Here is a 21,968-nt window from a genome sequence, read left to right on the forward strand (position 1 = left end):
ACTAGTGCCGTGGTTCGATCCATCTTGACGGTGGTGCCATCCCGAGATCGCCCCACAGCAGGACTCGTCGTGTCGCTGGTCAACCCGCGGGGGAGCGCAGGATGGTAGGACCACCTGAATTGGCCGATACAAGGGACTAGATCCAGGGGGCTCCGGCCGTCAGTCGTCGTCCTGGCTGCTCGGTTGGATCAATCCGCCCCCGAGCTTTCCGATATCGAGCTCGGCTGCCGTGTCGTCTTCTTCTTCGAACTGCTGCTCGTTGGAATCTTCTTCGTCGAGAAGGCGTGACATCGGTTGCGCGGCCGGACGCTTGCGGCGGGGCGCCGGTTTGGCGGCCGCGGCAGCTGCAGCGGCGACCTCCTTGGGCCGCTCCCGCTGGTTGGCCTCGCATTTCGGGCAGATCGGCTCTTCCTTGCCCAGATCGTAGAACTTGGCCTCACAGGCGTAACAGACCCACTTGTAGCCGAGCCCGGGCTTCGGCTCCGGGCTCGCCGGCTCGGCAGGGGCGAACTCGCTCTTGCGTTTGCGGGCCGCCTTCTTGCTCGCCGGCCTGGCCGCCTTCTTCGAAGCCGCTGCCTTCTTGGCCGCCGGCGCGCTTGCCTTCTTGGAAGCAGCTGCCTTTTTCGCGGGCGCCGCGGCCTTCTTCTTGGAAGCCGCTGCCTTCTTGGCGGGCGCAGTGGCCTTCTTCCTGGAAGCAGCCGCTTTCTTGGCCGTCGGCTTGACGGTCTTCCTCGCCGCCGGCTTGGTGGCCTTCCTCGCGGCTTTCCGGGGTGCGGCCTTCTTCGGTGTCGCCCTTTTCTTGGTGGCCTTCTTCGCTGCAGGCTTCTTTCGGACGACCTTCTTCGTGGTTTTCTTGGTCGTCTTCTTGGTCGTGGCCTTCCGGGCCGGGCTCATAGTGGGCCTCCGACTGCGGGGAAAAAATCGTCAGGTGTACACGGGATGTGTGAAAAAGCCTGCAGGTGCGCCATGTCCGTGAAAAGATCCGCTATGCCGCCAAGGCAACAGGGCGAGAAATCCGGCTGAGAGAGCACATGCACTTGTCCCAACGCCAAGGAGCGCCTTTCTTTGTGGTCAGGCACGATGGGCCCGGTTTCCGTCGCAATATGTGCGAGCAGCGGTCGATCTCCCGATCCGTCGGCTCGCCCCGAGGGAGGAATCTCCGGGCGACAGGGGGCGGTTTGCCTATAGCGCAGCAGTTGCGTCTCGCCAATGTTCGGGGCCGATTGGGCCCCGAGGGGAGCATGCGTTTGCTTCCCATGGAGCAGCGCGAAGAAGCGATCGGACCCCACGGGGCTCAACTCGCACCTGCACATCACCGATAGCCATTCCAACGGGAGCGGAGGGCTCCCGCTCGGAAAGGAATGGCTGTCCGGCTACGGGCGGCACGCCACCGCAGGGGAGGGTTGTGGCACTCGCATCGCTTTGGGGCAGAGGAGAGCGCGCCGGCGGAAGCGTGGGCCTTGCATGGGGCCATGGTCAGTTGGCCCTCGTCCATCTGGAGGACACACCTGCGGGCCTTGGCCTCGCGGCATCCGCCGTCCTTCCGGACGACACGGACGCCCTTCGGAGCTGGGTGCAAGCCCAAGGTCTGGCGGGAGCGCGCTGTGTCCTTGTGCCTGCGGAAGAAGACTGCGTGCTTCGCGTCGTGGAGGCCCCGGATGTACCCGAGGAGGAACGGTGCGAATCCGTCCGATGGCTCGTCCAGGATCTTCTCGATTTTCCCGCCGAGGAGGCCTGGATCGATCTGCTCGAGATTCCGGTCGATGAAGGCTGGACCCGAGTTCGGAAGATCGTCGTTGCGGCGGGCCGGGGCGACGGGTTGCGGCAGCGCCTGGAGCAGGCACGCCGGGCGGGCCTTCAGCCCGTCGGGTTCGAGGTCCGCGAGCGCGCGTTGCTCGCGTTGGCGGATCCGGATCGCGACCAGCCGGGCGTCGCCGTGCTCGATCTGCGGCCGAAAGCAGGCTTGCTGGTCGTCGGCGAGCGCGGGGAGCTTCACGTCTCGAGGCGCCTCGGCATCGACGCCGACAGCCTTGGGGACGACAGAGCCGTGGAGTGGAATGACGGCGGAAATCCCGAAGGCCCGAGTGAGGAGACCGCGCCGGCCTTCGAGAGCTTGTTGCTCGAACTGCAGCGATCACTCGACTACGTCGAGAGCGAGTTCGGGCGCAGTCCGGTTCGCCGAGTGGTCGTGGGCCCAGCCGAGAGCGATCTCTCTGCGTTGGCTCCGTACCTCGAGCAAAACCTCCGCCTCCAGGTCGAATTCCTCGATCTGACGCGACTTTTTCCCGGCGAAGCCTCTCCGGGCGCTGCCGAGCAGGCTCAGACCCTGGCGGCCGCCGGAGCCGCGATCGGCCCCGGCAACCTGTTCACCGCAGAACTGGTTCCGAAGCGCGAGGCGTACGCGGGCCCAACCCTTCGATCGCTGGCGCAGATGGCCGCCGCCGTGGCCGTGTTCGGCATGCTCCAGTTTGGTGTCGACCAACTCCAGGCGCAGAGCCTGCGCGGTGAGCTTGCTGCGCTCGAGAGCCAGGGAGAGGCTACCCGGGCTCGGTTGAGCGCCCTCGGAGCCGAGATCGCCCGGGCGGAGGCGGATCCGACCCAGCAGGCCCGCGTCGATGCGCTGGAAGCGAAACGCCGCGCCCAGGCGACCTTGTTGCAACAGCTCGAAGGCGATGGTGGCCCTGGCCGATCTTTCGCCAGCCTTCTGACCGCCTTGGCCGAGCGACCCGTTCCTGGCCTGTGGCTGACGCGCATTCAGCTGCGAGACGAGGGGCGCGCGCTCACCCTCGAGGGTGCTGCACTCGGGCCGGATCGGATGCCACTCCTACTCGCGCGTTTGATGGCGGAGCCGGCCTTCGACGGTGTGAGCTTCGAGAACGTCCGGATCCATCGTCCCGAAGACGGGGGAGGACGGATCGAGTTCATGCTCGAAACCTCGCCTTCTGAGGAGCCCGGTTCCGGCGATCCAGGCTGGGAGGGCCCGCAGTGAACTTCGAGCAGCTCCGAGCCAAGTTGATCGCACGCTTCGAGGCCCTCTCCGAGCGGGAGCGATGGCTGGTCGTCATCGCCAGCGTCGCGGCCGTGTACTGCGTGGTCTCGTTCGGGCTGATCGACCCGCTGATGCGTGAGCGAGAGGGCCTGCTCGGCTCGCTCGAAGCTGCTGCAGATGAGTTGGGCCTGGTCAACGGACAGGCAAGCGTTCTCTCGGCTCGTTTGGAGAACGGCCCCGGTGCGCAGCTGACGAAGCGCGAGAAGGCCCTGAAACAAGCCCTGCAGAGCCTCGAGGGGAAGCTGGCCGAGCGTCAGACGCGCCTGGTTGCGCCCGCGGAAGCGGCCCGCGTTCTCGAAGAACTCGTCGCGGCCGAACGCGAGCTCCGTCTGGTGCGATTGGAAACGGCCGAGCCCAGACCCGTGGGAGAGGAGAAGCTGGAACCCGGCGCCGCTTCCGGACGGCCCGCCCTCTATCGCCATGACATCGTGCTCGAAACGGAAGGCAGCTACTTCGCAGCTCTCCGTTACGTGAACGCCCTGGAAACCGGGGACACCGGAGTTCGGCTGGATCGCCTCGACTATGAAGTGACGGCACATCCCCAGGCCCGGGTGACCCTGCACTTGTTCACGCTGAGCTTCGAGAAGGAGTGGATCGGTGTTTGATCTCCGCTGCACATGCATCGTCGTGATCCTCTTGCTTTCGGCGACGGCCAACGCAGAGGATCAGATCGATCCCACGCAACCCCCGGCGGCGTTGTCGAGCGCGAGCCCTCTCGGTGCGGAAGCTGCTGGGCCGCGCCCCACCTCGATCGTCACCCGCGGTGAAGAGAGATTCGCTGTCGTGAATGGAACGACGCTGCGGGTTGGAGACTCGATCGGAGGGCTGCGCGTCGTCTCGATCGAAGCTTCCGCCGTACACGTCGAAAGACCGAACGGGAAGGGGCGCGAGATCTGGGCTCTGTACCAGACACCTGCGGTGAAGCAGGCCCCGGCCAAGGAGAACGAAGAATGAGATTTCACGAGCGGCATCGGCTGCTGGTGGGGGGGCTGCTGTTGGTGATGGCTTGTGCCTCGCCGCCCCAGCCCGCGCCAACGGTCCAGCCGGATGCCTCGCGCGGTCGACTCGCCGAGCGGTTGCCGCCGGACGTCCAGGATGCGCTTCTGCCTGATTTCGTCGCGCCCGAGCGGGCCGAGCCGACTCCCGACGCTCGCTTCGATGTGAGCGTCGTCGGTGCACCCGCCCGCGAGTTCTTTACCTCGCTGGTCGAGGGGACCGCCTACAACATGGTCATCGACCCGAAGGTCTCGGGGAGCATCTCGCTTGCGCTGAAGAGCGTGACCCTCGCAGAGGTCCTCGAAGCCACCCGCGACGCCTACGGCTATGCCTACCGCAGGACGCCCTACGGCTTCCACGTCATGCCCGGTGGGTTGCAGAGCCGTGTCTTTCCCGTCGACTACCTGAACATCGAACGCTACGGCACTTCATTGACGCGCGTCAGCTCGGGCCATGTGAGTGAGAGTGCATCTGGAAACGTCGACACCAGCAGTGATAGCACCGCGAGTGGGGATGGCGTGGTTTCGGGCAGCATGCTCGACACCCGTACCCGCGCCGATTTCTGGGCCGAACTGGTCAGCGCGCTCGAGATGTTGGTCGGAGGAGGGGAGGGCCGCTCGGTCATTCCGTCACCTCAGGCCGGTATCGTCGTGGTCCGTGCCGCTCCGACGGAACTTCGTGAGGTGGAGGCCTTTCTTGCGACGATCGAGCGCAGTCTTCATCGGCAGGTGATCCTGGAGGCGAAGATCCTCGAGGTCGAGCTGAGTGATGAGTACCGGGCCGGCGTCAACTGGGCCCAGCTCATCACTCACGATGACGCTCGCTATGTGTTCGGAACAACGGGCCTCGGCTCGCTCCCGGATTCGACCGTCTCGGATATCGCAGCGGGAACCGGGGTCTTGAATCCGGATCTCGACCTTCCGATCGACGACATCCTCGGCACATTGGATTTCGGTGGCGCCTTCACGGTGGCGGCCGCGGCCAACCATTTCCTCGCCTTCATCCAGCTCCTCGAGACCCAGGGCAGGGTGCATATCCTCTCCAGCCCCCGGATCTCCACGGTGAACAATCAGAAAGCCGTGATCAAGGTGGGCAACGATGAATTCTTCGTGACCGACGTGTCCAGTACGACCGTCACGGGGACCGCCACGACGACGACACCGGATATCGAGCTGACGCCCTTCTTCTCGGGGATCGCCCTCGACGTGACTCCGCAGATCAGCGCGGAGGGAAATGTCGTCCTGCATATCCACCCATCGGTCAGCAAGGTCGTCGATCAGACGAAGACCGTCACGGTTGGCGGAGAGATCCAGTCTCTTCCGCTGGCGTTCAGCACCATTCGGGAATCCGACACGGTGGTGCAGGCCCGTAGCGGTGAGCTCGTGGTGATCGGTGGCCTGATGGAGGACATCGAAACCGACGATACCGCCGGCTTGCCGATCGCTTCCCGGATCCCGGTCCTTGGCCGGGCCTTCCGGCAGGAAGCAGATACCCGCCGCAAGGTCGAGCTGGTGATCTTGCTGCGCCCCACCGTGGTAGAGCACGGCACCTGGGGCTCGGTGCTCGACGCCACCCGGGATCGCCTCGGGACCATGAGCGATCACGCCGACGAGATGTTGCCGTCCGAGGGTTACCTCCGGGCCCCGTAGCCGGGGAGGAGGGCGTCGCCATGTACCTGGACCATTTTCGATTGAGCTGTGCACCGTTTGGCCTCACGCCGGATCCGAACTTCCGGGTGAATCTTCCGACGCATCACGAAGCCATGAACGTCGTCCGCTTCGCGGTCGGCAGTGGCGAGGGCTTCGTCAAGATCACGGGAGAGGTCGGCACGGGAAAGACATTGCTCTGCCGTCACCTGCTCGCCGAGCTGCCCGAGGCCTTCGTCACGGCCTACCTGCCGGATCCGATGCTCTCGCCCCTCGGAGTGAGAAAGGCGTTTGCGCAGGAGCTTGGCGTTCCGTTCCCGCGCAGCCTCGATGCCCAGGAGCTTCTCGAGTACATCCGCGAAGCGCTGGTGGAGATTCACCAGGAGGGTCGAAGTGTCTTGTTGATCGTTGATGAGGCCCAGGCGCTTTCCAACGAAGGTCTCGAATCGATCCGCTTGCTCACCAACCTGGAGACCCGGCGCCGAAAACTCCTGCAGGTACTCCTCGTCGGTCAACCGGAATTGGATGCGCGCCTGCACACGGTCGAGCTGCGCCAGCTGGCACAGCGAATCACCTTCTCCCATGTCCTGCAGCGAATGCGGCGACGCGAAGTGCGAGAATACGTCGACCAACGTCTGATCGCCGCTGGCCGTTCGGATGGAGAGATCTTCACGGGTCGCGCCATTGCAACGATCCACCGGGCCAGCGCGGGCATTCCCCGCCTCGTCAACGTGCTCTGTCACAAAGCCCTGATGGCAGCCTATGGCCGAGGCGAGGCGCGAGTCGGGGGGCGAAGTGCGAGGCGTGCCGTAGCCGATTCGGCTCCCGCCGTGCGGCTGGCCCCGAGCTCCGGCGCGAACGAACCGCCTCGCTGGGAAGGAACCCGCCTGTGAGCCTGGTGAACGACATGCTCGAGGATCTGGATCGTCGATCTGGGCAAGGGGATCTCCACCCGCGAACGACGGGTTTGCAGGCCGCATCGGGGCGGCGAAACCTCCGCCGCTTGGCGTGGATCTGCGTGGGGCACGCGAGCCTGGCTGTCTGCGGGATCGCCGCAGTGAGCTGGATTGTTTTCGGCACCGCGGACCCTGCTCCGGAATTTCGCGGCCAAGCTCCCGAGGCGATGGTCGAACCCGAAGCCTCCGACACGTTGACCCTTCCGTCCGTCTCGTCGCCACCACCGGCCGCACCCGCTCCAGCGGTTCCGCCGGAGTTCTCGCTTGCAGCCGAGCAGCCCGGTCCGATTCCCGCCGAGCCGGAATCGAAAACTCCGCAAGCCGAAGCAACGTCACCGCCGCCAGTTGCCTCTGCTGTGGCGGCAATAGCGCCTCTCACTCCACCCCGTGCTCCCGTCGAATCGGAACCGGAGTGGACACCGGATGCACCGCTTTCGAATGATGAGCTTGCTTCGCAGTTGGTTCTCGAGGGCGAGCAGCTGTTCGCTGCCCAGAGGTTCGATGCAGGCATCGACGCGTGGAGCCGAGGCCTGGCCCTCGATCCGACCCGGATTTCGCTCTATTCGCGAGGTGCGACGCGACTGCTCGAGGCCGGTCTTCCCGCCCGAGCGCGAGCCTGGCTCGAGCCGGGCCTTGCCACGAAGCCGCTCGATCCTGCGCTGTGGATGTTGGCCGCCCGCCTGGAACTCGAACTCGAGGGAGCTTCGGCGGCACTCGCCTTGCTCGAAGCTCCGCTACCTGAGCTCGCAGAAGCATCGGAGCTGCACTCCTTGCGGGCAGCCTTGCTTCAGAGAGAACAGAGGCACCCTGAGGCGCTTGCGGCCTACCGAGAACTGGTCGAGCGACATCCGGAACGCGGGCGCCACTGGTTTGGCCTCGCCGTATCGGCAGAGGCGCTCGGCAGGACGGCGGAAGCCAACATTGCACTCCGTCATGCGCTCGACGATCCGGCGCTTCCGACCGTGCTGGCGCGCCACGCCCGGCTCCGCGTAGCGGCGCTCGGTGAGGGCACGCCCACGGAGGCTTCGAGATGAGCCAGGAACAGCCCGCACCCAGCCCGCGCAAGAAGATTCGAATCGGTGAGCTGCTCGTCCAGAACGAGTTGATCACCGAGGATCAGCTGACGACGGCCCTGGCCGAGCAGAAGAAGGCGGGGCGCCGCCTCGGTCAGACCCTCGTTCAATTGGGTTTCGTGACCGAGGACGCGATGCTGGGGCTCCTCTCCCGTCAGCTCCGGATTCCGTTCGTGGACCTTCGCGACTATCAATGCGATCCGGATGTGGTTCGCAAGCTTCAGGAGACCCACGCACGACGTTTTCGGGCCATCGTGCTCGAGGACACGGGCCGCGACTTCGCGGTTGCGATGGCCGACCCGACGGACCTGTTTGCCCAGGACGAACTCGCACGGATTCTCCGGCGCCCCCTGCGGCAGGCGATCGTGCGAGAGGCCGATCTCCTCCAGACGATCGATCGGATCTACCAGGACAAGGATGAACTCACCGATCTCGCTGCCGAACTCGGCGAAGAGCTCGCCGCCAATGATGCCGATTTCGATGTCCGCAATCTCCCGGTCGGTGATGAGGCAGCCGAGGCGCCGGTTGCGAAGTTGTTGCAGTCACTCTTCGAGGATGCCATCCGGACCGGTGCGTCGGATATCCACATCGAGCCGGATGAAGCAGCTCTTCGGGTTCGCCAGCGAGTGGACGGAGTCCTTCGCGAGCAGGTCGTCGCCGGCCCCAGGATCGCGGCGGCGGTGGTCCTCCGGCTCAAGCTGATGAGTGGCCTCGACATCTCCGAGAAGCGACTGCCCCAGGATGGTCGCTTCAACATCAAGGTGAGTGGTCGAACCATCGATGTGCGGCTCTCGACGATGCCGATTCAGCACGGGGAATCCGTGGTCATGCGACTCCTCGATCAAAGCGAGGACCAGCTGAAGATCGAGCATCTCGGGATGCCGAAGACCATTCGAACCCGATTCCGGCAGGCGCTGAGCCGCCCGCACGGGTTGATCATCGTCACCGGCCCAACCGGAAGCGGCAAGACGACGACGCTCTACGCGGCCTTGCGAGAGGTCAATCAGGCGAGCAAGAAGATCATCACGGTCGAAGACCCGGTCGAGTACCAGATGGCCCGGATCAACCAGGTCCAGGTCAACTCCAAGATCGATCTCACGTTCTCGAGCGTATTGCGCTCCGCGCTCCGCCAGGATCCGGACATCGTGATGATCGGAGAGATGCGCGACAGCGAAACGGCCGAGATTGCCCTGCGGGCTGCGATGACGGGGCATCTCGTCCTCTCGACCCTGCACACGAATGATGCGCCCTCGGCCGCACTCCGCCTGGCAGACATGGGTGCGGAGGGATACCTGGTGGCTTCGTCCCTCCAGTGCGTGATGGCACAGCGGCTGATTCGCCGGGTGTGCAAGAGCTGTGGCACGGAGACTGAACCGAATGCCAATGAGCAGGCGTGGCTGGATGCCGCGCTTGGCGACCGTGCCGAAAGCCTCCAGTTCAAGAGGGGCCCTGGCTGCACCCAATGCAACGGGACCGGCTACAAAGGGCGCGTTGGAGTCTACGAACTGTTGACGATGGGCGAGGCCCTGGCCGATGCGCTTCGGCAGGGCGACCCCGCGCTCTATATGCGCACGGCTCAAGAGGATCCCGATTTCCGATCCCTGGTGGCCTGCGCAATGGATTATGCCCGGGCGGGCCTGACGACCCTCGAAGAAGTCATCCGGCTGGCCACGGAGGCCGAGGCGGAACTTTCGGGCGACGACGAGTAGTCATGGCGCTCTTTGCCTATACGGCGCGGGGCCACGACGGCGCGCTCATCGAAGCGAAATACGATGCGGCTTCCCCGGCGGAGGTTGCGGCCTTCGTCCGTGATTCAGGCGCCACACCGGTTCGGATCGAAGCGACTCGCGAATCATCGGAGAACCGTCCCTCACGAGAAATCTCGTTGCGCCGCAAGCGGGTCACCCAGGAGGACCTGATCTTCTTCTGCCGCCAGATGCACCGTCTGGCGCGAGCGGGTGTCCCGATCGTTCGGTCCATCACTGGATTGGCCGAGTCGACCCGCAATCCGGCGTTCCGGGAAGTACTCGTCGACATGCTCGAAGGTCTGCGTTCTGGCCGGGAGCTCTCGGAAAGCCTGGCGTTCCATCCAGAAGTCTTCTCGCGGTTGTTCCTCAGCATCGTGCAGATCGGCGAGAATACCGGTCAGCTCGATGATGCTTTCGAGCAGATGGGCAAGTACCTCGAGGGAGATCGTGAGAACAAGCGCCGTGTGAAGGCCGCTCTCCGGTATCCGATGATCGTGATCTCGGCCATCTTCGGTGCGCTGGTCGTCGTGAACATGTGGGTCATTCCGGCCTTTGCGCAAGCCTTCGACGAACTCGGTGCGGATTTGCCGTGGGCCACGAAGCTGATCATGACGAGCAGCAAGTGGACCGTGGCCTATTGGCCCTATGGCGTGGGCATCCTCGGCGCGCTCGGTTTGGCGGTGCGTGCCTTCTTGAAGACCCCCGAAGGCCGCCTCAGCTGGGATCGCGCCAAGCTGAAGATCCCGCTCGTCGGCTTCATCGAATTTCGCGCGACGTTGGCTCGCTTCGCTCGAGGGTTCGCGGTGACATCCCGTGCCGGTGTCCCCATGCTCGAGACGCTTCGGATCATCGCCGGGGCACTCGACAACGAGTTCATCGCGGAGCGCGTGCAAAGCCTCGGGCAGAACATCGAGCACGGGGAAACCCTCACCCGCGCGGCTGCAGCCTCCGAGGTCTTCGATCCTCTCGTCCTACAGATGATGGCCGTCGGCGAGGAGACCGGAATGCTCACGGAAATGTTCGTGGAGATTGCCGAGACCTATGAGAGCGAGGTCGAGTACGAGTTGAAGCGCCTGACCGAATCCATCGAGCCGATCCTGATCGTAGGCGTCGGCGGGATCGTGTTGCTGATGGCGTTGGGCATCTATCTGCCCATGTGGAACCTGGCAGGAGCTGCGCTCGGCTGAAACTAGCAGCTCAAGTGCAATCCGAGACTCGCCGATCTTTCTTCCACGACTGGAATTATTCCGGGGTAGCGGAACCCTGGCCGAAGGAATGAGGGCTCTATGACCAATCAAGCAAACGCTCGACGCGGATCAGGTTTTACCTTGATCGAACTGGTGGTGGTCATCGCCATTCTGGGGCTGTTGGCGGCCATCGCACTTCCCAAGTTCGTTGATTTGACCTCGAACGCGCGCACAGCGGCGTTCAACGGCGTGCGAGGCGGCTTCTCTTCAGGCATCCAGCTGGCGCACGCTCAATGGCTCGCTGCTGGAACGGCACCGGCCACCATTTCGATGAGCGGCACGACCGTGAACATGAGTGCTACAGGCTGGCCCACGATCGACAACGCGAACGCAACGCAGAACACCGCGGCCGAACTCTACGGCCTCATCATGACCGGCGCTGTGCCGAATGGCTGGACCTCCACCGAGACGCCAGCAGCCGGCGCGGGAACAGGCACTTTTTCCCTGGCCGGCGCTGGCGGCGGTAATTTCACCTACGACGCCGCCACCGGCTTCGTAAACTAGGCCTCGTCTTGGGCTCCGCGCGCCTCTCGCGCGGCGGCGGCTGGAAGCGATCCCGGAGGGAGCAGGGCTTCAACCTGACGGAGCTGGTTCTTGCCCTGGTCATTCTCGGCCTGCTGGCGGGTGTCTCCGCGCCCCGCTTCTTCGAGCGTCGGACATTCGACGAGCGCCTCGCGAAAGACGAGATGGCGGCTGCACTACGCTTCGGCCAGAAGCTGGCCCTCGTGACCACCTGCGAGATTCGTGTCCAGGTGACTGCCTCTACCTGGACCCTCGACCACCGGGCCAACTGCAACAGCGGAGCCTTCGGCCAGGCGGTCTTCCACCCGGGAACCGGTAAGCCGGGCTACGCCGGCAGCATGCCAACGGGCATCGCCTTGGCAGGTACGGTCAATCCACTCCATTTCGATTCCCAGGGACGTGCGACGGATGCGGGCGGCGTCGTCTCGGATGCGACATTCACGATCGGAGCCCGGAGCATCGACGTGGTGGGAGCGACGGGTCTTGTCCGGTCTCCGTGAGTCGAAGCGGCTGCAGGCGGGGGTGACGCTGGTCGAGCTGATCGTTTCGATCACGATCATCGCGGTCGCGCTGGTCGGCACCCTCCAAGTCATCCGGGTGACCGTCGGCTCCAGCGCCGACCCGATGATTCGTCAACAGGCCAGCGCCGTGGCGGACGCGTACCTCTCCGAGATCCTCTTGAAATCGTTCTACGATCCGGATCTCGGCGCCGGAGGAGGTATTTGTCCCTCCGCCGAGGTCACCCGAACCCTCTGGGACAACGTCTGCGACTACCAGGGGCTCGATGACAACGGCGCCCGAGACCAACAGGATACGGCCATCGCGGGCTTGACCGGCTATCGCGTACGGGTCCAGATCGACACGAGCCCCAACCTCGGGGGGCTCACGGGCCCGGCAGATGTCGTCCGTGTGGACGTCCGGGTCAATTTCGGAACACACACCGATTTCACCGTCAGTGGCTACAGGACCCGCCTGTGACCGCCCGAAGGACCACAGGCTTTACCCTCATCGAGCTGGTCGTGACGCTCACGATTACCGGATTGTTGGCGGGGCTCCTGATGACCTCGATCCAACAGCCGATCCTGGCCTACGAGGATGTCGCACGCAGAGTTCGCCTCGTAGACGGCGCCGAGAATGCACTGCACCACGTCGAGCGCGAAACACGATCCGCTCTGCCCAACAGCCTCCGCCTCACCGGAGGCGGTGGAACACTCGAGTTCATCCCGACCCAGGACGGTGCCCGCTACCGGAGGCAACCCGGGGTGAACCCTTCGACGATCGACCACACGGCTGCCAGCGACGTTCTGGCGTTCACGGGGGACGATTCGTGGAACCTCCTCGGGCGCCTTCAAAACCTCGGATTCACCTACGGCGTGGCGCTGGGTGCCGAGATGCGAATCGCCGTCTACAACACCAGCACGAACGTCTACGCGAGTGCGGCCGCCGATGCGTCGCCCTCGACGGTGACTCCCTCCGCCACGACGATCACTGTCCTCGACGATGGCGACGAAGACCAGCTTGCGCTTTCCGCCGCTTTCGATTTCCTGCTCGAATCGCCTGACCAACGCCTCTACCTGATTGCACCGCCTCTCACCTACCGCTGCGACACGACCGCCGGAACCCTGACGCGCCATTCCAGCTACGGCTTCCATGCAGCCCAGCCCAACAATCCGGCTGCCGCCCCACTCGCGGGCGGTTCGAGTGCTCTGGTGGTCGAGGGTGTGAGCGCTTGCATCTTCACCTACGTCGCGGGCACCTCGAGCCGCTCCGGTCTGCTCACGATGGAATTGGGAGTGACGGAGGGAACCGAGACCGTCACTCTCCTGCACCAGATCCATGTGGAGAACGCGCCGTGAGGCGGCAGCGCGAGCAGGGTTTCGGTCTGGTGACTGCGATCTTCGTACTCATCGTCCTGGCCGCTTCGGGTCTCGCAATGATCTCGCTCAGCGGCGTGCAGCGCAGGACGGCAAGCCTCTCCCTGCAGGCGCTGCGTGCGGATCAAGCCGCGCGAAGCGGCCTTCAGTGGGCGGCTCACAACGCGATCTCGGCGGGTGCCTGTCCGCCGAATACCACCCTGACCCTTACCGAGGGGGGCCTTCAAGGCTTCAGTGTGGCGGTCAGTTGCACCAGTACGGCCCATGTCGAAGCCGCAACCACATCGACGATCTTTGAACTCGATTCGGTGGGCGAATACGGCTCGTTCGGTAGCGCGGACTATGTGCGTCGCCGGGTTCGCGCGAGTCTCCACCAGGGGAGCTAGCGCGGGGGCAGGGCCGTTCAGTAGGCATCCCGCACGTAGATGGTCCGACCTTCACCAGCGAAGATGCCAAACGTCGCGCGCCCGGTCGGACTCTCGAGCCAACCACCGTCTCCATTCCAATCACCGAACAGCCACGGCAGATCGGCCCCGGTTCCGGTGGTGAGGTCGAAGAGGAGGTCCACGTGGCCGGTCTGACCCACACCAGGCGGTGAGAGCACCAGCCCCGCATCTCCGGCGATCAGCGGGTTGTTGCCGATGGTAGGTGAGGTCGAAAGACTTCCGGGCTGAGGCGTGAGGCCGAGCCAGGCCGTAGCCGCCGTCGTGCAGACATCAGCGGTGTGATCGACGAAGGCGCTGCCGTTCCAGAACTCGCTGCCAAGTGGCACGCCGAGTGTGGTGAGTTCGGAACCATGAGCATTGGTGATGACCATGCGCCCGAAACGCTGAGCCTTTCCCGCGCTGAACGAGATGCCGAGACCGGCTGCGGCCTGGCCGAAGCGCACCGGGTTGGCGCTGGTGGGAGCCACGCCATCCTGGTCGAAGAGATCGAAACGAAGCTCGATTTCGCCGTCGAAGGGAGCCACGGGGGCCGTTCGCTGAAATCCAACGTCGGGACCGTTGTCGAAGCGCACCCGGCCCCGCCCAGAGCCCAGCGGGCTCACGGTCGGCGGATTGGGCCCGGCGGCCGTGAGGGCTCCCGAGGCGGCGAGGAAGGCCAAACCAGTCTGGCTTGCCGCGTCGAGGCGAAACCAGGTCCCGGTGTAGTTCTCGGTCGTCGTCCCCTGGGCGTTCAAGGCCGTCACCGTGACTTCTGGTTCGAGTCCGGCGGCGAAAGCCACTTCCTGGCCCACGTAGGTGAAGGCACCGGGGGTACACGCACTCTCGAAGCTGGGCGCATTCAGCGCGACATCGAAGGACGCCGGGGTGAAACGACCGACCGTGCCGGATTCTCCACCGACGAACGGTCCGGTGCCGAGGTAACTCCCATCGGTCACGCTCGCCTCGAGCCGAATTGCGCCGACTTCGTCCCAACCAAAGCTCGAGCCGCGAAAGGTCCCGGTTGGCGTGACAGCCGAGAAACTGGAGCCGTTCAGGATCGTGCCGGCTCCGGAAGTTCCGTTGCGGCCGCTTGCAGGTGCAACCAGGGTCGACGCCCGGATCGTGAGGCCTTCGGGGCTGACTTCCTGCCCGAAATTCGGCGTCAGGCTTCCCTCGGCGTCGAGGACGCGAACGTCGACTTCGAACGGGGTTCCCGCGGCAACGAATACGGCGCCTGTCGGAACCGAAACTGCTGGATTCGACGTGGCATCGGGCCGACGGATCGCGGCGATTTCGAGCTCAGCAGGCCGTACGACGAAGTCTCCGGTCGCACCTGGAATCCCGCCTGAAGGCTCGGTGACCGTGAGATCGGCCAGGTCGATCTGGATGCGTCCGACGTCCTTGTATTTCGCAGAAACGATCGCGTGGCCGCTCGAGAAGATCACTTTCTGAGCTGACGCAGCTGCTTGACTGCTGCCGATGGTCGCAGCGTCGATCGTTGGGAGGAGGGTGCCCGTGCCAGGGTCGAGGTGGCTACCCCAGAAGGAAACCGGGCGTGCCCCCGTATAGGACTCGATCACCCCGCAGGTCGGATCCGTGGGTGTCTGGCCGTAGGCCGTGATGTGCAGCGGAAACACGCTGCCCGCGGTCTGGGTGGGAATCGGATCATTGATCACCGCCGGCGGTGGATTGGAGAGGGCGTTGGCGGTGACCACGAAACCGCTCGGAGACCATACGATCGTTCCTTCCGCATCGTCGTCCCGCAGGGCGGTGTTGGCCGTCTCGAAGGTGTCCACATCGACGGGGGTACCGCCCTGCAAGTAGGTCAGCGTGAACTCCGCCACGCCATCGTCGGCATCCGCGAACGCATAGGTTGCGATGCCGTCATCCGGGGTCGCATCGCCGAAGCCGCCCAGGTTGGCAGCCGTCGCTTCCCAGGTTCCATTCCCGGTCTGCGTATCCAGCGTGATGGCCCCGGTATAGTCGTCCACGACCGCCCCCAAGGAATCGATCGCGGAAACCCGGATCGTCTCCCCCAGGCAGTAGACGCCATGGCCATCATGGCTGACGGTGAAGTGATCCACGGCCGGAAGCATGGCCAGCTCATAGGGGCCCATGTCATAGGCTGCCCCTTCCGGTCGCGCGTTTCCTTCGAGGTCCACCACGGTGGTCGCGCTCGCGTCCGTTCCCGCATCGATCGCGGGCGAAGCTGCAAGCAGGTGGAAATCCGTCGAACTCGTGAAGGCCGGATCCGCGAGCAGCTCTCCCGTTCCGGCGGCGGTCCCGAGGAAATCTCGACGGTTCTTCCACAAGACGTTGTAGCCATGTTTCAGCTTGGACTTCTTCCCCGTCAGGTAGAGCCCCAGGCGGTTCCGGGCCACGATCGAGTTCGTGAGGAAGGTCGTACCGCCGGCGACCAGGACGCCGGCCACCTTGCTGTCCGCGACGACCGTATGCCAGATGTTCGCCTTTGCTCCCCTGCGAGCATAGATACCGTGCCGGCCATTTCGTGCGACGACCGAGTTGACGAGCGCAAAATTCTTGGCTCCGAGGAGATCCACGCCGTGGCTCCTGCCGTCGAGGACCTGCGTCGAGTAGAGGCCACCCTTTGCCCCCCTCACGAAGACGCCGCGACCGCGGCTGCCACTGATGAGGGAGCTCACGACTTTCAGCTCGACCTTGTTCACCTCGATTCCATCGTTGTTGCTCTTCTCGATGGTGGAGTCGAAGATCCCGAGGCTCCCGCCTCTCGTGGCGAGAATTCCGTCGCGAGCACTCGCCGTGATCGCGACACTGACCAGATCGAGCTTGGAGCTTCTGGCGAGGATGCCCCGCGCACCGCTCGAGCTGATCTTCACGTCCCGAACCGACCCCTTCGGGGCATTCAAGACGACGATTCCGTTCTGCCGGCTCTTGGTGATCTGGGTGGAGCGGACATCGACGGGGACGGCCTTTGCATAGATGCCATGGCTTCCGCTGCTCGAGATGCTCGTACCGAGAACGGTGAGTGATCCCGACCGCTCGGCCCTGATCCCCAGCGTACGGTTGTTCGAGAACGTCGAGTCGGAAACCGTCACGGTCGCCCGGTCGCATCGGATGCCGTCTCTCCTGTTGTCCTTGACCGTCGCAGCGTCGACCGACAGGCTTCCGCGTCGGCACCGGATTCCTCCCCTGCGGTTCCCGGAAACCGTGCCTCCAGCCATTTTCAAGGTCACATCCTGGCTGAAGACGCCATACACGCCGGAATTCGAGATGACGTTCGCCCCCGAAAGGGAAATGTTGCCCGAGCCGGTGACTTCGAGACCCGTTGCCAGCGCACGATCGATCGTGCAATCGGTGAGCGTGGCATCCGTGTTGTGGAGGTCGAAGCCGTCATCGCCGTTGCTCGTTGCCACCACCCGATCGAGCACGAGCCCATCGGCGTTGACGGTTTCGAGCCCGTCGCGGCCGCCGCTGATGCTGAAACCGCGCAGAAGATGGTGGGCGTGGGTCACACGGACGACATCCTGGCCGGCGCGGGTAAGCGCCACCGTCCCGGCATCTCCCGTGGAGGCTCCGGTGGTGTCCGCGATCAGCCCAATGGGTGCACCCGCGGTGCCGTTGCGAACGCTACGAACCGCTTCCACGTACGTGCCGGCCCCGACGTACGTCGTGTCGCCCGGGACCATGGTGTCCAGGGCATGCTGAACCGTCTGCCACGCTGCGGCGGCCGACGTGCCCGGGTTGCCGTCGCTCCCGCTGGTGCGCACGTAGTAATCCGTAGCCACGCTGCGGCCCGAAAGCAGCAGTGCCATTCCAAGCGCGAATGCAAAACGGGTCTTCGGGGACAAACACCACCTCGTGTCCGCGCGCAATTCCAGTGAGAGCGCACGCCTTCCTACCCGGTCGTATCGATCAGAAGCCGCGTGCGCTGGAGTCCGCCCCCAGAGGGGCCGAACCCCAGCGTCTGCCCCACACAGCATCCGGGGAAACCCCGGCTCGGGACACCCACGGAAACCCAGGTGGCTACCCTGCCTGGGGATGGCCGAAGAGCTCTACCGACCGTATGCCGCACAGGCCCGCCACTACTTCTTCGAGAGGCCTCACGAAGGCATCTGCGAACGCCGGCTCGAGGTTCCGGCCGCCTGGCGCGGCGATGAGCTGAAGGAGGACGACTGGCGGACGCGACTCACCACGGCTCAAGCCGGCGAGTTGGAACGGGCACTCGAAGGGGCACTCTCTACGGGAACACCCCAAGCTCAGCTCTCGGCGGCAGATTTTCCGATTCCGGGGCTCGAGGCGCAGATCGCCAGCTGGCGAGAGGAGCTTGCGACGGGACGAGGCTTCCTGGCGGTCTCGGGGATGCCGATTGCGGGCCTCACGGACGAAGAGGCCGGGCTGGTCTTCTGGGGATTCGGCCTGCACCTCGGCTGGCCCGGCGCCCAGAACACCCAGGGCGACCTGCTGGGCCATGTCGTCGACACCGGAGAGGACGCAGGAGATCCCTTCGTGCGGCGCTACCGGACGGCCGGTGACATCGCGTTCCACTGCGACGCGGTGGGGCTCCTCTGCCTTCGCACCGCGCGCCGAGGAGGCGCGAGCCGGATCGCCAGCTCGGTGACCGTCTACAACGAGCTCCTCAGCCGCCGGCCTGATCTGGTCCCTCGTCTCTACGAACCCTTCGCACTCGACATCCGGCCGGGCCAACAGGGCTGGATCCCGGTTGCGCCGTGCCGCCATGCGGCAGGAGAACTCCGCATATTCTATCACACCGACTACTTCCGCTCTGCTCCCCGCCATCCGGAGGTTTCAGCGTTCACGGAATACGAGCAGGAACTCCTCGACCTCTACGAGGAGATCGCTCATTCTCCGGGCATTCATCTCGATATGGAGCTGGCACCGGGCGACATGCAGTTCATCTCCAACCACACAGTCCTTCACGCACGCACCGCCTATGAGGACGCAGCGGGGCAGGGCGGGCGTCACCTCCTTCGGCTCTGGCTCTCCCTGGGATCGTCGCCGGCAGGGGCCCGTACGTGAGCTGGAAGGCTCGACAGCTCTCCGCCGAGCAGCGTCACAAGAGGCTGCATGGACTGGTCATCGGCGTTGGACTGATCCTGGGCGCTTCGAGCGTGCGAGCCGGAGAGCTCGAAATCGAATGGCGCGCGCCAGAGGAACCGGTGCTGGGATTCGTGATCGAGCGTCGTCAGGGCGAGGAGACGACCCCCGCGCTGATTGCTCGCGTCGGCCCCGAAGCCCGCCGCTTCATCGATGACGATGTCGCCCCGGGGGCCTCTGCTTGCTATCGGGTTCGCGCGATCCTCGGCGACGGAAGCTGGGCGCCATCGTTGGAGCGCTGCGCAGCACCGACGATCATGGTCACTCCATCCGAGAAGCCGGGTTCCGCGCTGCCGCAGGTTTCGGCGGAGCCCCCTGAGGCCGCACCTGAAGTGCCGCTTGAAGCGGACCATGAACAACCGGATTCGAAGCGAGTCTCCGACCGCTTCGAGCCGGTGCAGGCGGAGACGTTTCCGCCTGCGGGGGGAGTTCGGATTCCCGAACCTCTGGAGGAGGCGGCGAAACCATGAAGTCCATCGTCTACCTGTTCTTTCTCCTGGTCTTCGCATCCGGCTGCGCAGGCCGTACAGAAAACGAACGCCTGGTTGCCGCCTTCGCCGAGGAAGAAATCCAGGCGGTGGTCACCGAGCGGGGTGTCGTGGTTCTGGTGCCGGATGTCTTGTTCGAATTCGATAGTGACGTCCTCACGCCCAAGGCCGAGCGCCGGGCCGAGAAGATGGCGGCCGTCATTTCGGAATTCCCGGAAGTACGGCCCATTCTGGTCGAGGGCCATACGGATGCCATAGGCGACGCAGCCTACAACCTGGACCTCTCGTTTCGTCGAGCCCAGAAGGTCGCCAACGCGCTGGGGAAGGCAGGGATCGACCCTGCGCGGCTGACCTCCCAGGGGCTCGGCGAGACCCGGCCCTCGGCCCCGAACAAGCATCCCGACGGCAGGGACAACCGGGAAGGGCGCAGGCTCAATCGCCGGGTCGAGGTGGTGATCGAGAACCGGTAGGCACGAGCCGAAACAGGAAGCTCTGGTTGGCCGTGTCCACACGAACACTGCGCTCGCTGACCTGGCCGTTCTCGAACTCGATGCTGAAGCTGTGCAGACCTTCCCGAAGGCGTGCATCCGCAATCGGCGTCTGGCCGAGAAGCCGACCGTCGACGTGAATGCGAGCCACCGGCTCGGCATCGATGGTGACCGCGAGAAGGTCAGCATCCACGGCGCCCGGGGACCCCGGTCCGTCGGCTGATGCGGCGACGGCGGCCGACGAGGGCGGTCCGATGCGCAGGATTTCCGGAACACGTTTCGGATCGTGGACGATCGGTGGAACGTACTCGGACCGTGTTCCTGCCAGGGGTTCCGATGCATGCGCTTCCGGAGGAGGTGGCTGACTGGCTGAACCGGGCGCGCCCGAAGCCACCATGGGAGCAGCCGGTAGCGGCTGCTGTCCAGGCTCGGGTTCCACCGAATCCTCAACGATCAGCAGGGAAGCAGCTTGGATTGCGGGGGTTTTTTCGTCTCGAACCTGGTTTTCCGAGGTCGGCTCCGCAGTTTTCTCGGGAACGGGCCGGGGCAGGACGGCGCCCGCTCCTGGGCTCGGTGCCGGCTTCGGGACGGGCTCGGTCTGCGGCGGGCCGACCGACACCTGAGGCAGACCCTCTTGGATTTGCGGCTCTTGGCTTACCTCGGAGCGGACGGGCTCCCGATCCCCAGCCCGGTCGACGTAGGGCTCAGGCGCCAGGGCCCACCAGACTGCACCGATCACCATGAGCGTTGCGGCGATGCTCATGAACGCGCGGCGCCAGGCAACCCTCGGAACCGGCGTTTCTTCGTCGGAATTCGTCGCGGAAGGCTCTCGCCGCGGGTGAAGCTCCCGTGCCGGCCACCTGACATCCTCGTCAGCCGGGAAGGGTGCATTCAGCGGGGGCAGGCCGCTCTTCTCGGGGGTGTGGACAGGGCGGGGCTCGGGCTCGCCAGGCGCCCTCCCGGGCGTGAGACCTTGCTCGGGGCCCGGCGTTCGGCGTCGGCGTGCCTTCGCGAGCTGAGCCATCGTGACCGCTCCGGTACTTCGTTCGCCGCGCGGAGGTTCTCCGAGCAGTCGCCGGGCTCTCACGGCTGCGGGCTTCGGGCCAAGCACGCCGACCTGGATCTCGGCGGAAATCGGAGCAAGCTCCGCAAGCAATGCTTCATTCGGCGGACCCATGGCCAGGACGACATGCAGGTTCCCGGCGAGACGATCGATCCAACGTCGGAGCTCCGCGGCCGTAGAACTCAGCATGCCGGAAGCCCCGGAAACGAGGAGCAACAAGCCATCGTTACCGAGGTCACGGACAGCTTCCTCGAAGCGACGCCAGGGATCCTGGGCTTCGGATTCGATGCGGAGGCGGCGAAGAACGGCCGCTGCGAACTCCGCAGGCTCGAGGCCATCGGCTTCCACGCGGACGGCGCGCCGGCCCTCCGGAGCCTCCGACTCCAGCAGGCCCAAGGCCTCCGCATGGCCGGCACCCAACAAGACGACGGGGTCGTTGCTGCTCGTTGCCAAACTAGATCCGGGCTCTGCCGTGCCGTTCCACATGGGGAGCATATCGTTCAAAGGGAGAGGGGTCGCCCCAAGCAATCCGCCCTGCGAAGACTGGGCTCAATTCCTACTGGTGGTGTCCTACCCCGGAGGGACGCCACAGACCCGCGGGGAAAAGCGAACAGTTGCACGCGGGGACGGCCGATGAGACCTTGCACATCCCCTAGGCCGAAACAGCGTTTGATCCAGAAGCCTCCCCCCGCGAGGTTCCTCCATGGCCGCCCGCCGCCGCAAGCACGCAAAGCAGACGCGTGCGCGCCCGCCCAAGACCATCCCCGGCGCTGCCGACCGCGAAGACCCCGCGGACTACTCAACCGTGGCCCCTGCCGAGCCGGATCGCGTGGCTGACGCGGAGCCTTCCAGTCCGATCCATGGGCGCCTCTACTACGGCGACAATCTCGATGTGCTGCGCCGGCACGTCAAGGACGAGTCCGTTGACCTGGTCTATCTGGATCCGCCTTTCCAGAGTGGAAAGGACTACAACATCCTCTTTGATGACAAGCGCGGAAGGAAGTCGACCGCGCAGATCAAAGCCTTTGAAGACACGTGGTGTTGGGACCGGGCCGCCGAGATTGCGTTCCACGAATCCGTGGAGATTGGCGGCCAGCTTGCGGGGACGCTGGTGGCTCTCAGGAAGATCCTCGGCGAGAGCGACATGATGGCGTACCTAGTCCCTTGTATCGACCAAAGGCGGAAGTGTTGTCATGCTAAGCACTGCGTCCCCCGCAGCCAATCGGTTCTCGCCGTGTCGCGGGCCGATTCATGGGGCCCGTATGTCGAAGAAGCGGTATCGGATTGACTTGACGG

20 protein-coding genes are annotated in these 21,968 nt (G+C 64.9%); 17 read left to right on the forward strand and 3 right to left on the reverse strand.

The genetic code is table 11. The features are described from left to right. Positions 1–159: 159 nt before the first annotated feature. Positions 160–894 (reverse strand): histone H1, encoded by a 735-nt coding sequence (locus GY937_17985; protein MCP5058594.1) that lies wholly within the window; start codon positions 892–894, stop codon positions 160–162. 511 nt (positions 895–1,405) lie between these two features. Between GY937_17985 and GY937_17990 the strand changes: the two genes are divergently transcribed. The 13 genes from GY937_17990 to GY937_18050 all read left to right on the forward strand — a co-directional run bounded on the left by GY937_17990 (position 1,406) and on the right by GY937_18050 (position 13,497). Beyond that, positions 1,406–2,989 (forward strand): hypothetical protein, encoded by a 1,584-nt coding sequence (locus GY937_17990; protein MCP5058595.1) that lies wholly within the window; start codon positions 1,406–1,408, stop codon positions 2,987–2,989. Continuing rightward, the gene (locus tag GY937_17995) at positions 2,986–3,654 is read left to right on the forward strand and encodes a type II secretion system protein M (GenBank protein MCP5058596.1); all 669 of its coding nucleotides are present in this window, start codon (positions 2,986–2,988) and stop codon (positions 3,652–3,654) included. The genes GY937_17990 and GY937_17995 overlap by 4 nt, the downstream gene beginning before the upstream one ends. Next, on the forward strand, positions 3,647–4,003 hold the full coding sequence (locus tag GY937_18000; protein MCP5058597.1) for a general secretion pathway protein GspB: 357 nt from the start codon (positions 3,647–3,649) through the stop codon (positions 4,001–4,003). Before GY937_17995 ends, GY937_18000 begins: the two co-directional genes overlap by 8 nt. After that, positions 4,000–5,694, forward strand: coding sequence for a pilus (MSHA type) biogenesis protein MshL (gene mshL / locus GY937_18005; protein ID MCP5058598.1), 1,695 nt, complete (start codon positions 4,000–4,002; stop codon positions 5,692–5,694). Before GY937_18000 ends, mshL begins: the two co-directional genes overlap by 4 nt. Before the next feature lie 20 nt (positions 5,695–5,714). Next, positions 5,715–6,584, forward strand: a complete 870-nt coding sequence (locus GY937_18010) for an AAA family ATPase (protein ID MCP5058599.1) — start codon at positions 5,715–5,717, stop codon at positions 6,582–6,584. Further along, on the forward strand, positions 6,581–7,681 hold the full coding sequence (locus GY937_18015) for a tetratricopeptide repeat protein (GenBank protein MCP5058600.1): 1,101 nt from the start codon (positions 6,581–6,583) through the stop codon (positions 7,679–7,681). Before GY937_18010 ends, GY937_18015 begins: the two co-directional genes overlap by 4 nt. Beyond that, positions 7,678–9,429, forward strand: coding sequence for a Flp pilus assembly complex ATPase component (gene cpaF, locus GY937_18020; protein MCP5058601.1), 1,752 nt, complete (start codon positions 7,678–7,680; stop codon positions 9,427–9,429). The genes GY937_18015 and cpaF overlap by 4 nt, the downstream gene beginning before the upstream one ends. A 2-nt stretch (positions 9,430–9,431) precedes the next feature. Continuing rightward, complete coding sequence (locus GY937_18025) at positions 9,432–10,655, forward strand: type II secretion system F family protein (GenBank protein MCP5058602.1); 1,224 nt, start codon at positions 9,432–9,434, stop codon at positions 10,653–10,655. 99 nt (positions 10,656–10,754) lie between these two features. After that, positions 10,755–11,219, forward strand: coding sequence for a prepilin-type N-terminal cleavage/methylation domain-containing protein (locus GY937_18030; GenBank protein ID MCP5058603.1), 465 nt, complete (start codon positions 10,755–10,757; stop codon positions 11,217–11,219). 8 nt (positions 11,220–11,227) lie between these two features. Continuing rightward, entirely contained in the window at positions 11,228–11,737 is a 510-nt protein-coding gene (locus GY937_18035; protein ID MCP5058604.1) for a prepilin-type N-terminal cleavage/methylation domain-containing protein, read from the forward strand. Further along, positions 11,667–12,215 carry a prepilin-type N-terminal cleavage/methylation domain-containing protein gene (locus tag GY937_18040; GenBank protein ID MCP5058605.1) on the forward strand — a complete coding sequence of 183 codons (549 nt, stop codon included), beginning with the start codon at positions 11,667–11,669 and terminating at the stop codon, positions 12,213–12,215. The genes GY937_18035 and GY937_18040 overlap by 71 nt, the downstream gene beginning before the upstream one ends. Next, positions 12,212–13,093, forward strand: a complete 882-nt coding sequence (locus tag GY937_18045; GenBank protein MCP5058606.1) for a type II secretion system protein — start codon at positions 12,212–12,214, stop codon at positions 13,091–13,093. The genes GY937_18040 and GY937_18045 overlap by 4 nt, the downstream gene beginning before the upstream one ends. Next, on the forward strand, positions 13,090–13,497 hold the full coding sequence (locus GY937_18050) for a pilus assembly protein MshP (GenBank protein ID MCP5058607.1): 408 nt from the start codon (positions 13,090–13,092) through the stop codon (positions 13,495–13,497). Before GY937_18045 ends, GY937_18050 begins: the two co-directional genes overlap by 4 nt. 17 nt (positions 13,498–13,514) lie before the next feature. Here GY937_18050 and GY937_18055 read toward each other — a convergent pair whose 3' ends face one another. Beyond that, entirely contained in the window at positions 13,515–17,366 is a 3,852-nt protein-coding gene (locus GY937_18055; protein MCP5058608.1) for a right-handed parallel beta-helix repeat-containing protein, read from the reverse strand. A 190-nt stretch (positions 17,367–17,556) separates the two neighbouring features. On the opposite strand from GY937_18055, the gene GY937_18060 reads away from it, so the two are divergent. From GY937_18060 to GY937_18070, 3 genes are read left to right on the forward strand one after another with little or no spacing between them, the layout of a single operon-like run. Next, complete coding sequence (locus GY937_18060) at positions 17,557–18,555, forward strand: TauD/TfdA family dioxygenase (GenBank protein MCP5058609.1); 999 nt, start codon at positions 17,557–17,559, stop codon at positions 18,553–18,555. Next, positions 18,552–19,103, forward strand: coding sequence for a fibronectin type III domain-containing protein (locus GY937_18065; GenBank protein ID MCP5058610.1), 552 nt, complete (start codon positions 18,552–18,554; stop codon positions 19,101–19,103). Before GY937_18060 ends, GY937_18065 begins: the two co-directional genes overlap by 4 nt. Beyond that, positions 19,100–19,591, forward strand: coding sequence for an OmpA family protein (locus GY937_18070; GenBank protein ID MCP5058611.1), 492 nt, complete (start codon positions 19,100–19,102; stop codon positions 19,589–19,591). The genes GY937_18065 and GY937_18070 overlap by 4 nt, the downstream gene beginning before the upstream one ends. Here the strand turns inward: GY937_18070 and GY937_18075 are convergent. Continuing rightward, on the reverse strand, positions 19,554–21,125 hold the full coding sequence (locus GY937_18075) for a hypothetical protein (GenBank protein ID MCP5058612.1): 1,572 nt from the start codon (positions 21,123–21,125) through the stop codon (positions 19,554–19,556). The genes GY937_18070 and GY937_18075 overlap by 38 nt on opposite strands. Positions 21,126–21,375: 250 nt before the next feature. On the opposite strand from GY937_18075, the gene GY937_18080 reads away from it, so the two are divergent. Beyond that, the gene (locus tag GY937_18080) at positions 21,376–21,960 is read left to right on the forward strand and encodes a hypothetical protein (GenBank protein ID MCP5058613.1); all 585 of its coding nucleotides are present in this window, start codon (positions 21,376–21,378) and stop codon (positions 21,958–21,960) included. The last annotated feature ends 8 nt before the right edge of the window (positions 21,961–21,968 follow it).

Source organism: bacterium (assembly GCA_024228115.1).
Lineage (GTDB): Bacteria > Myxococcota_A > UBA9160 > UBA9160 > UBA6930.

What these genes read in the sequence shown, in the direction of transcription:
- GY937_17985 (MCP5058594.1), bottom strand. Translation starts at nt 894, where the DNA reads ATGAGCCCGGCCCGGAAGGCCACGACCAAGAAGACGACCAAGAAAACC.
- mshL (MCP5058598.1), top strand. Translation starts at nt 4,000, where the DNA reads ATGAGATTTCACGAGCGGCATCGGCTGCTGGTGGGGGGGCTGCTGTTG.
- GY937_18010 (MCP5058599.1), top strand. Translation starts at nt 5,715, where the DNA reads ATGTACCTGGACCATTTTCGATTGAGCTGTGCACCGTTTGGCCTCACG.
- cpaF (MCP5058601.1), top strand. Translation starts at nt 7,678, where the DNA reads ATGAGCCAGGAACAGCCCGCACCCAGCCCGCGCAAGAAGATTCGAATC.
- GY937_18025 (MCP5058602.1), top strand. Translation starts at nt 9,432, where the DNA reads ATGGCGCTCTTTGCCTATACGGCGCGGGGCCACGACGGCGCGCTCATC.
- GY937_18030 (MCP5058603.1), top strand. Translation starts at nt 10,755, where the DNA reads ATGACCAATCAAGCAAACGCTCGACGCGGATCAGGTTTTACCTTGATC.
- GY937_18040 (MCP5058605.1), top strand. Translation starts at nt 11,667, where the DNA reads ATGCGACATTCACGATCGGAGCCCGGAGCATCGACGTGGTGGGAGCGA.
- GY937_18060 (MCP5058609.1), top strand. Translation starts at nt 17,557, where the DNA reads ATGGCCGAAGAGCTCTACCGACCGTATGCCGCACAGGCCCGCCACTAC.
- GY937_18070 (MCP5058611.1), top strand. Translation starts at nt 19,100, where the DNA reads ATGAAGTCCATCGTCTACCTGTTCTTTCTCCTGGTCTTCGCATCCGGC.
- GY937_18080 (MCP5058613.1), top strand. Translation starts at nt 21,376, where the DNA reads ATGGCCGCCCGCCGCCGCAAGCACGCAAAGCAGACGCGTGCGCGCCCG.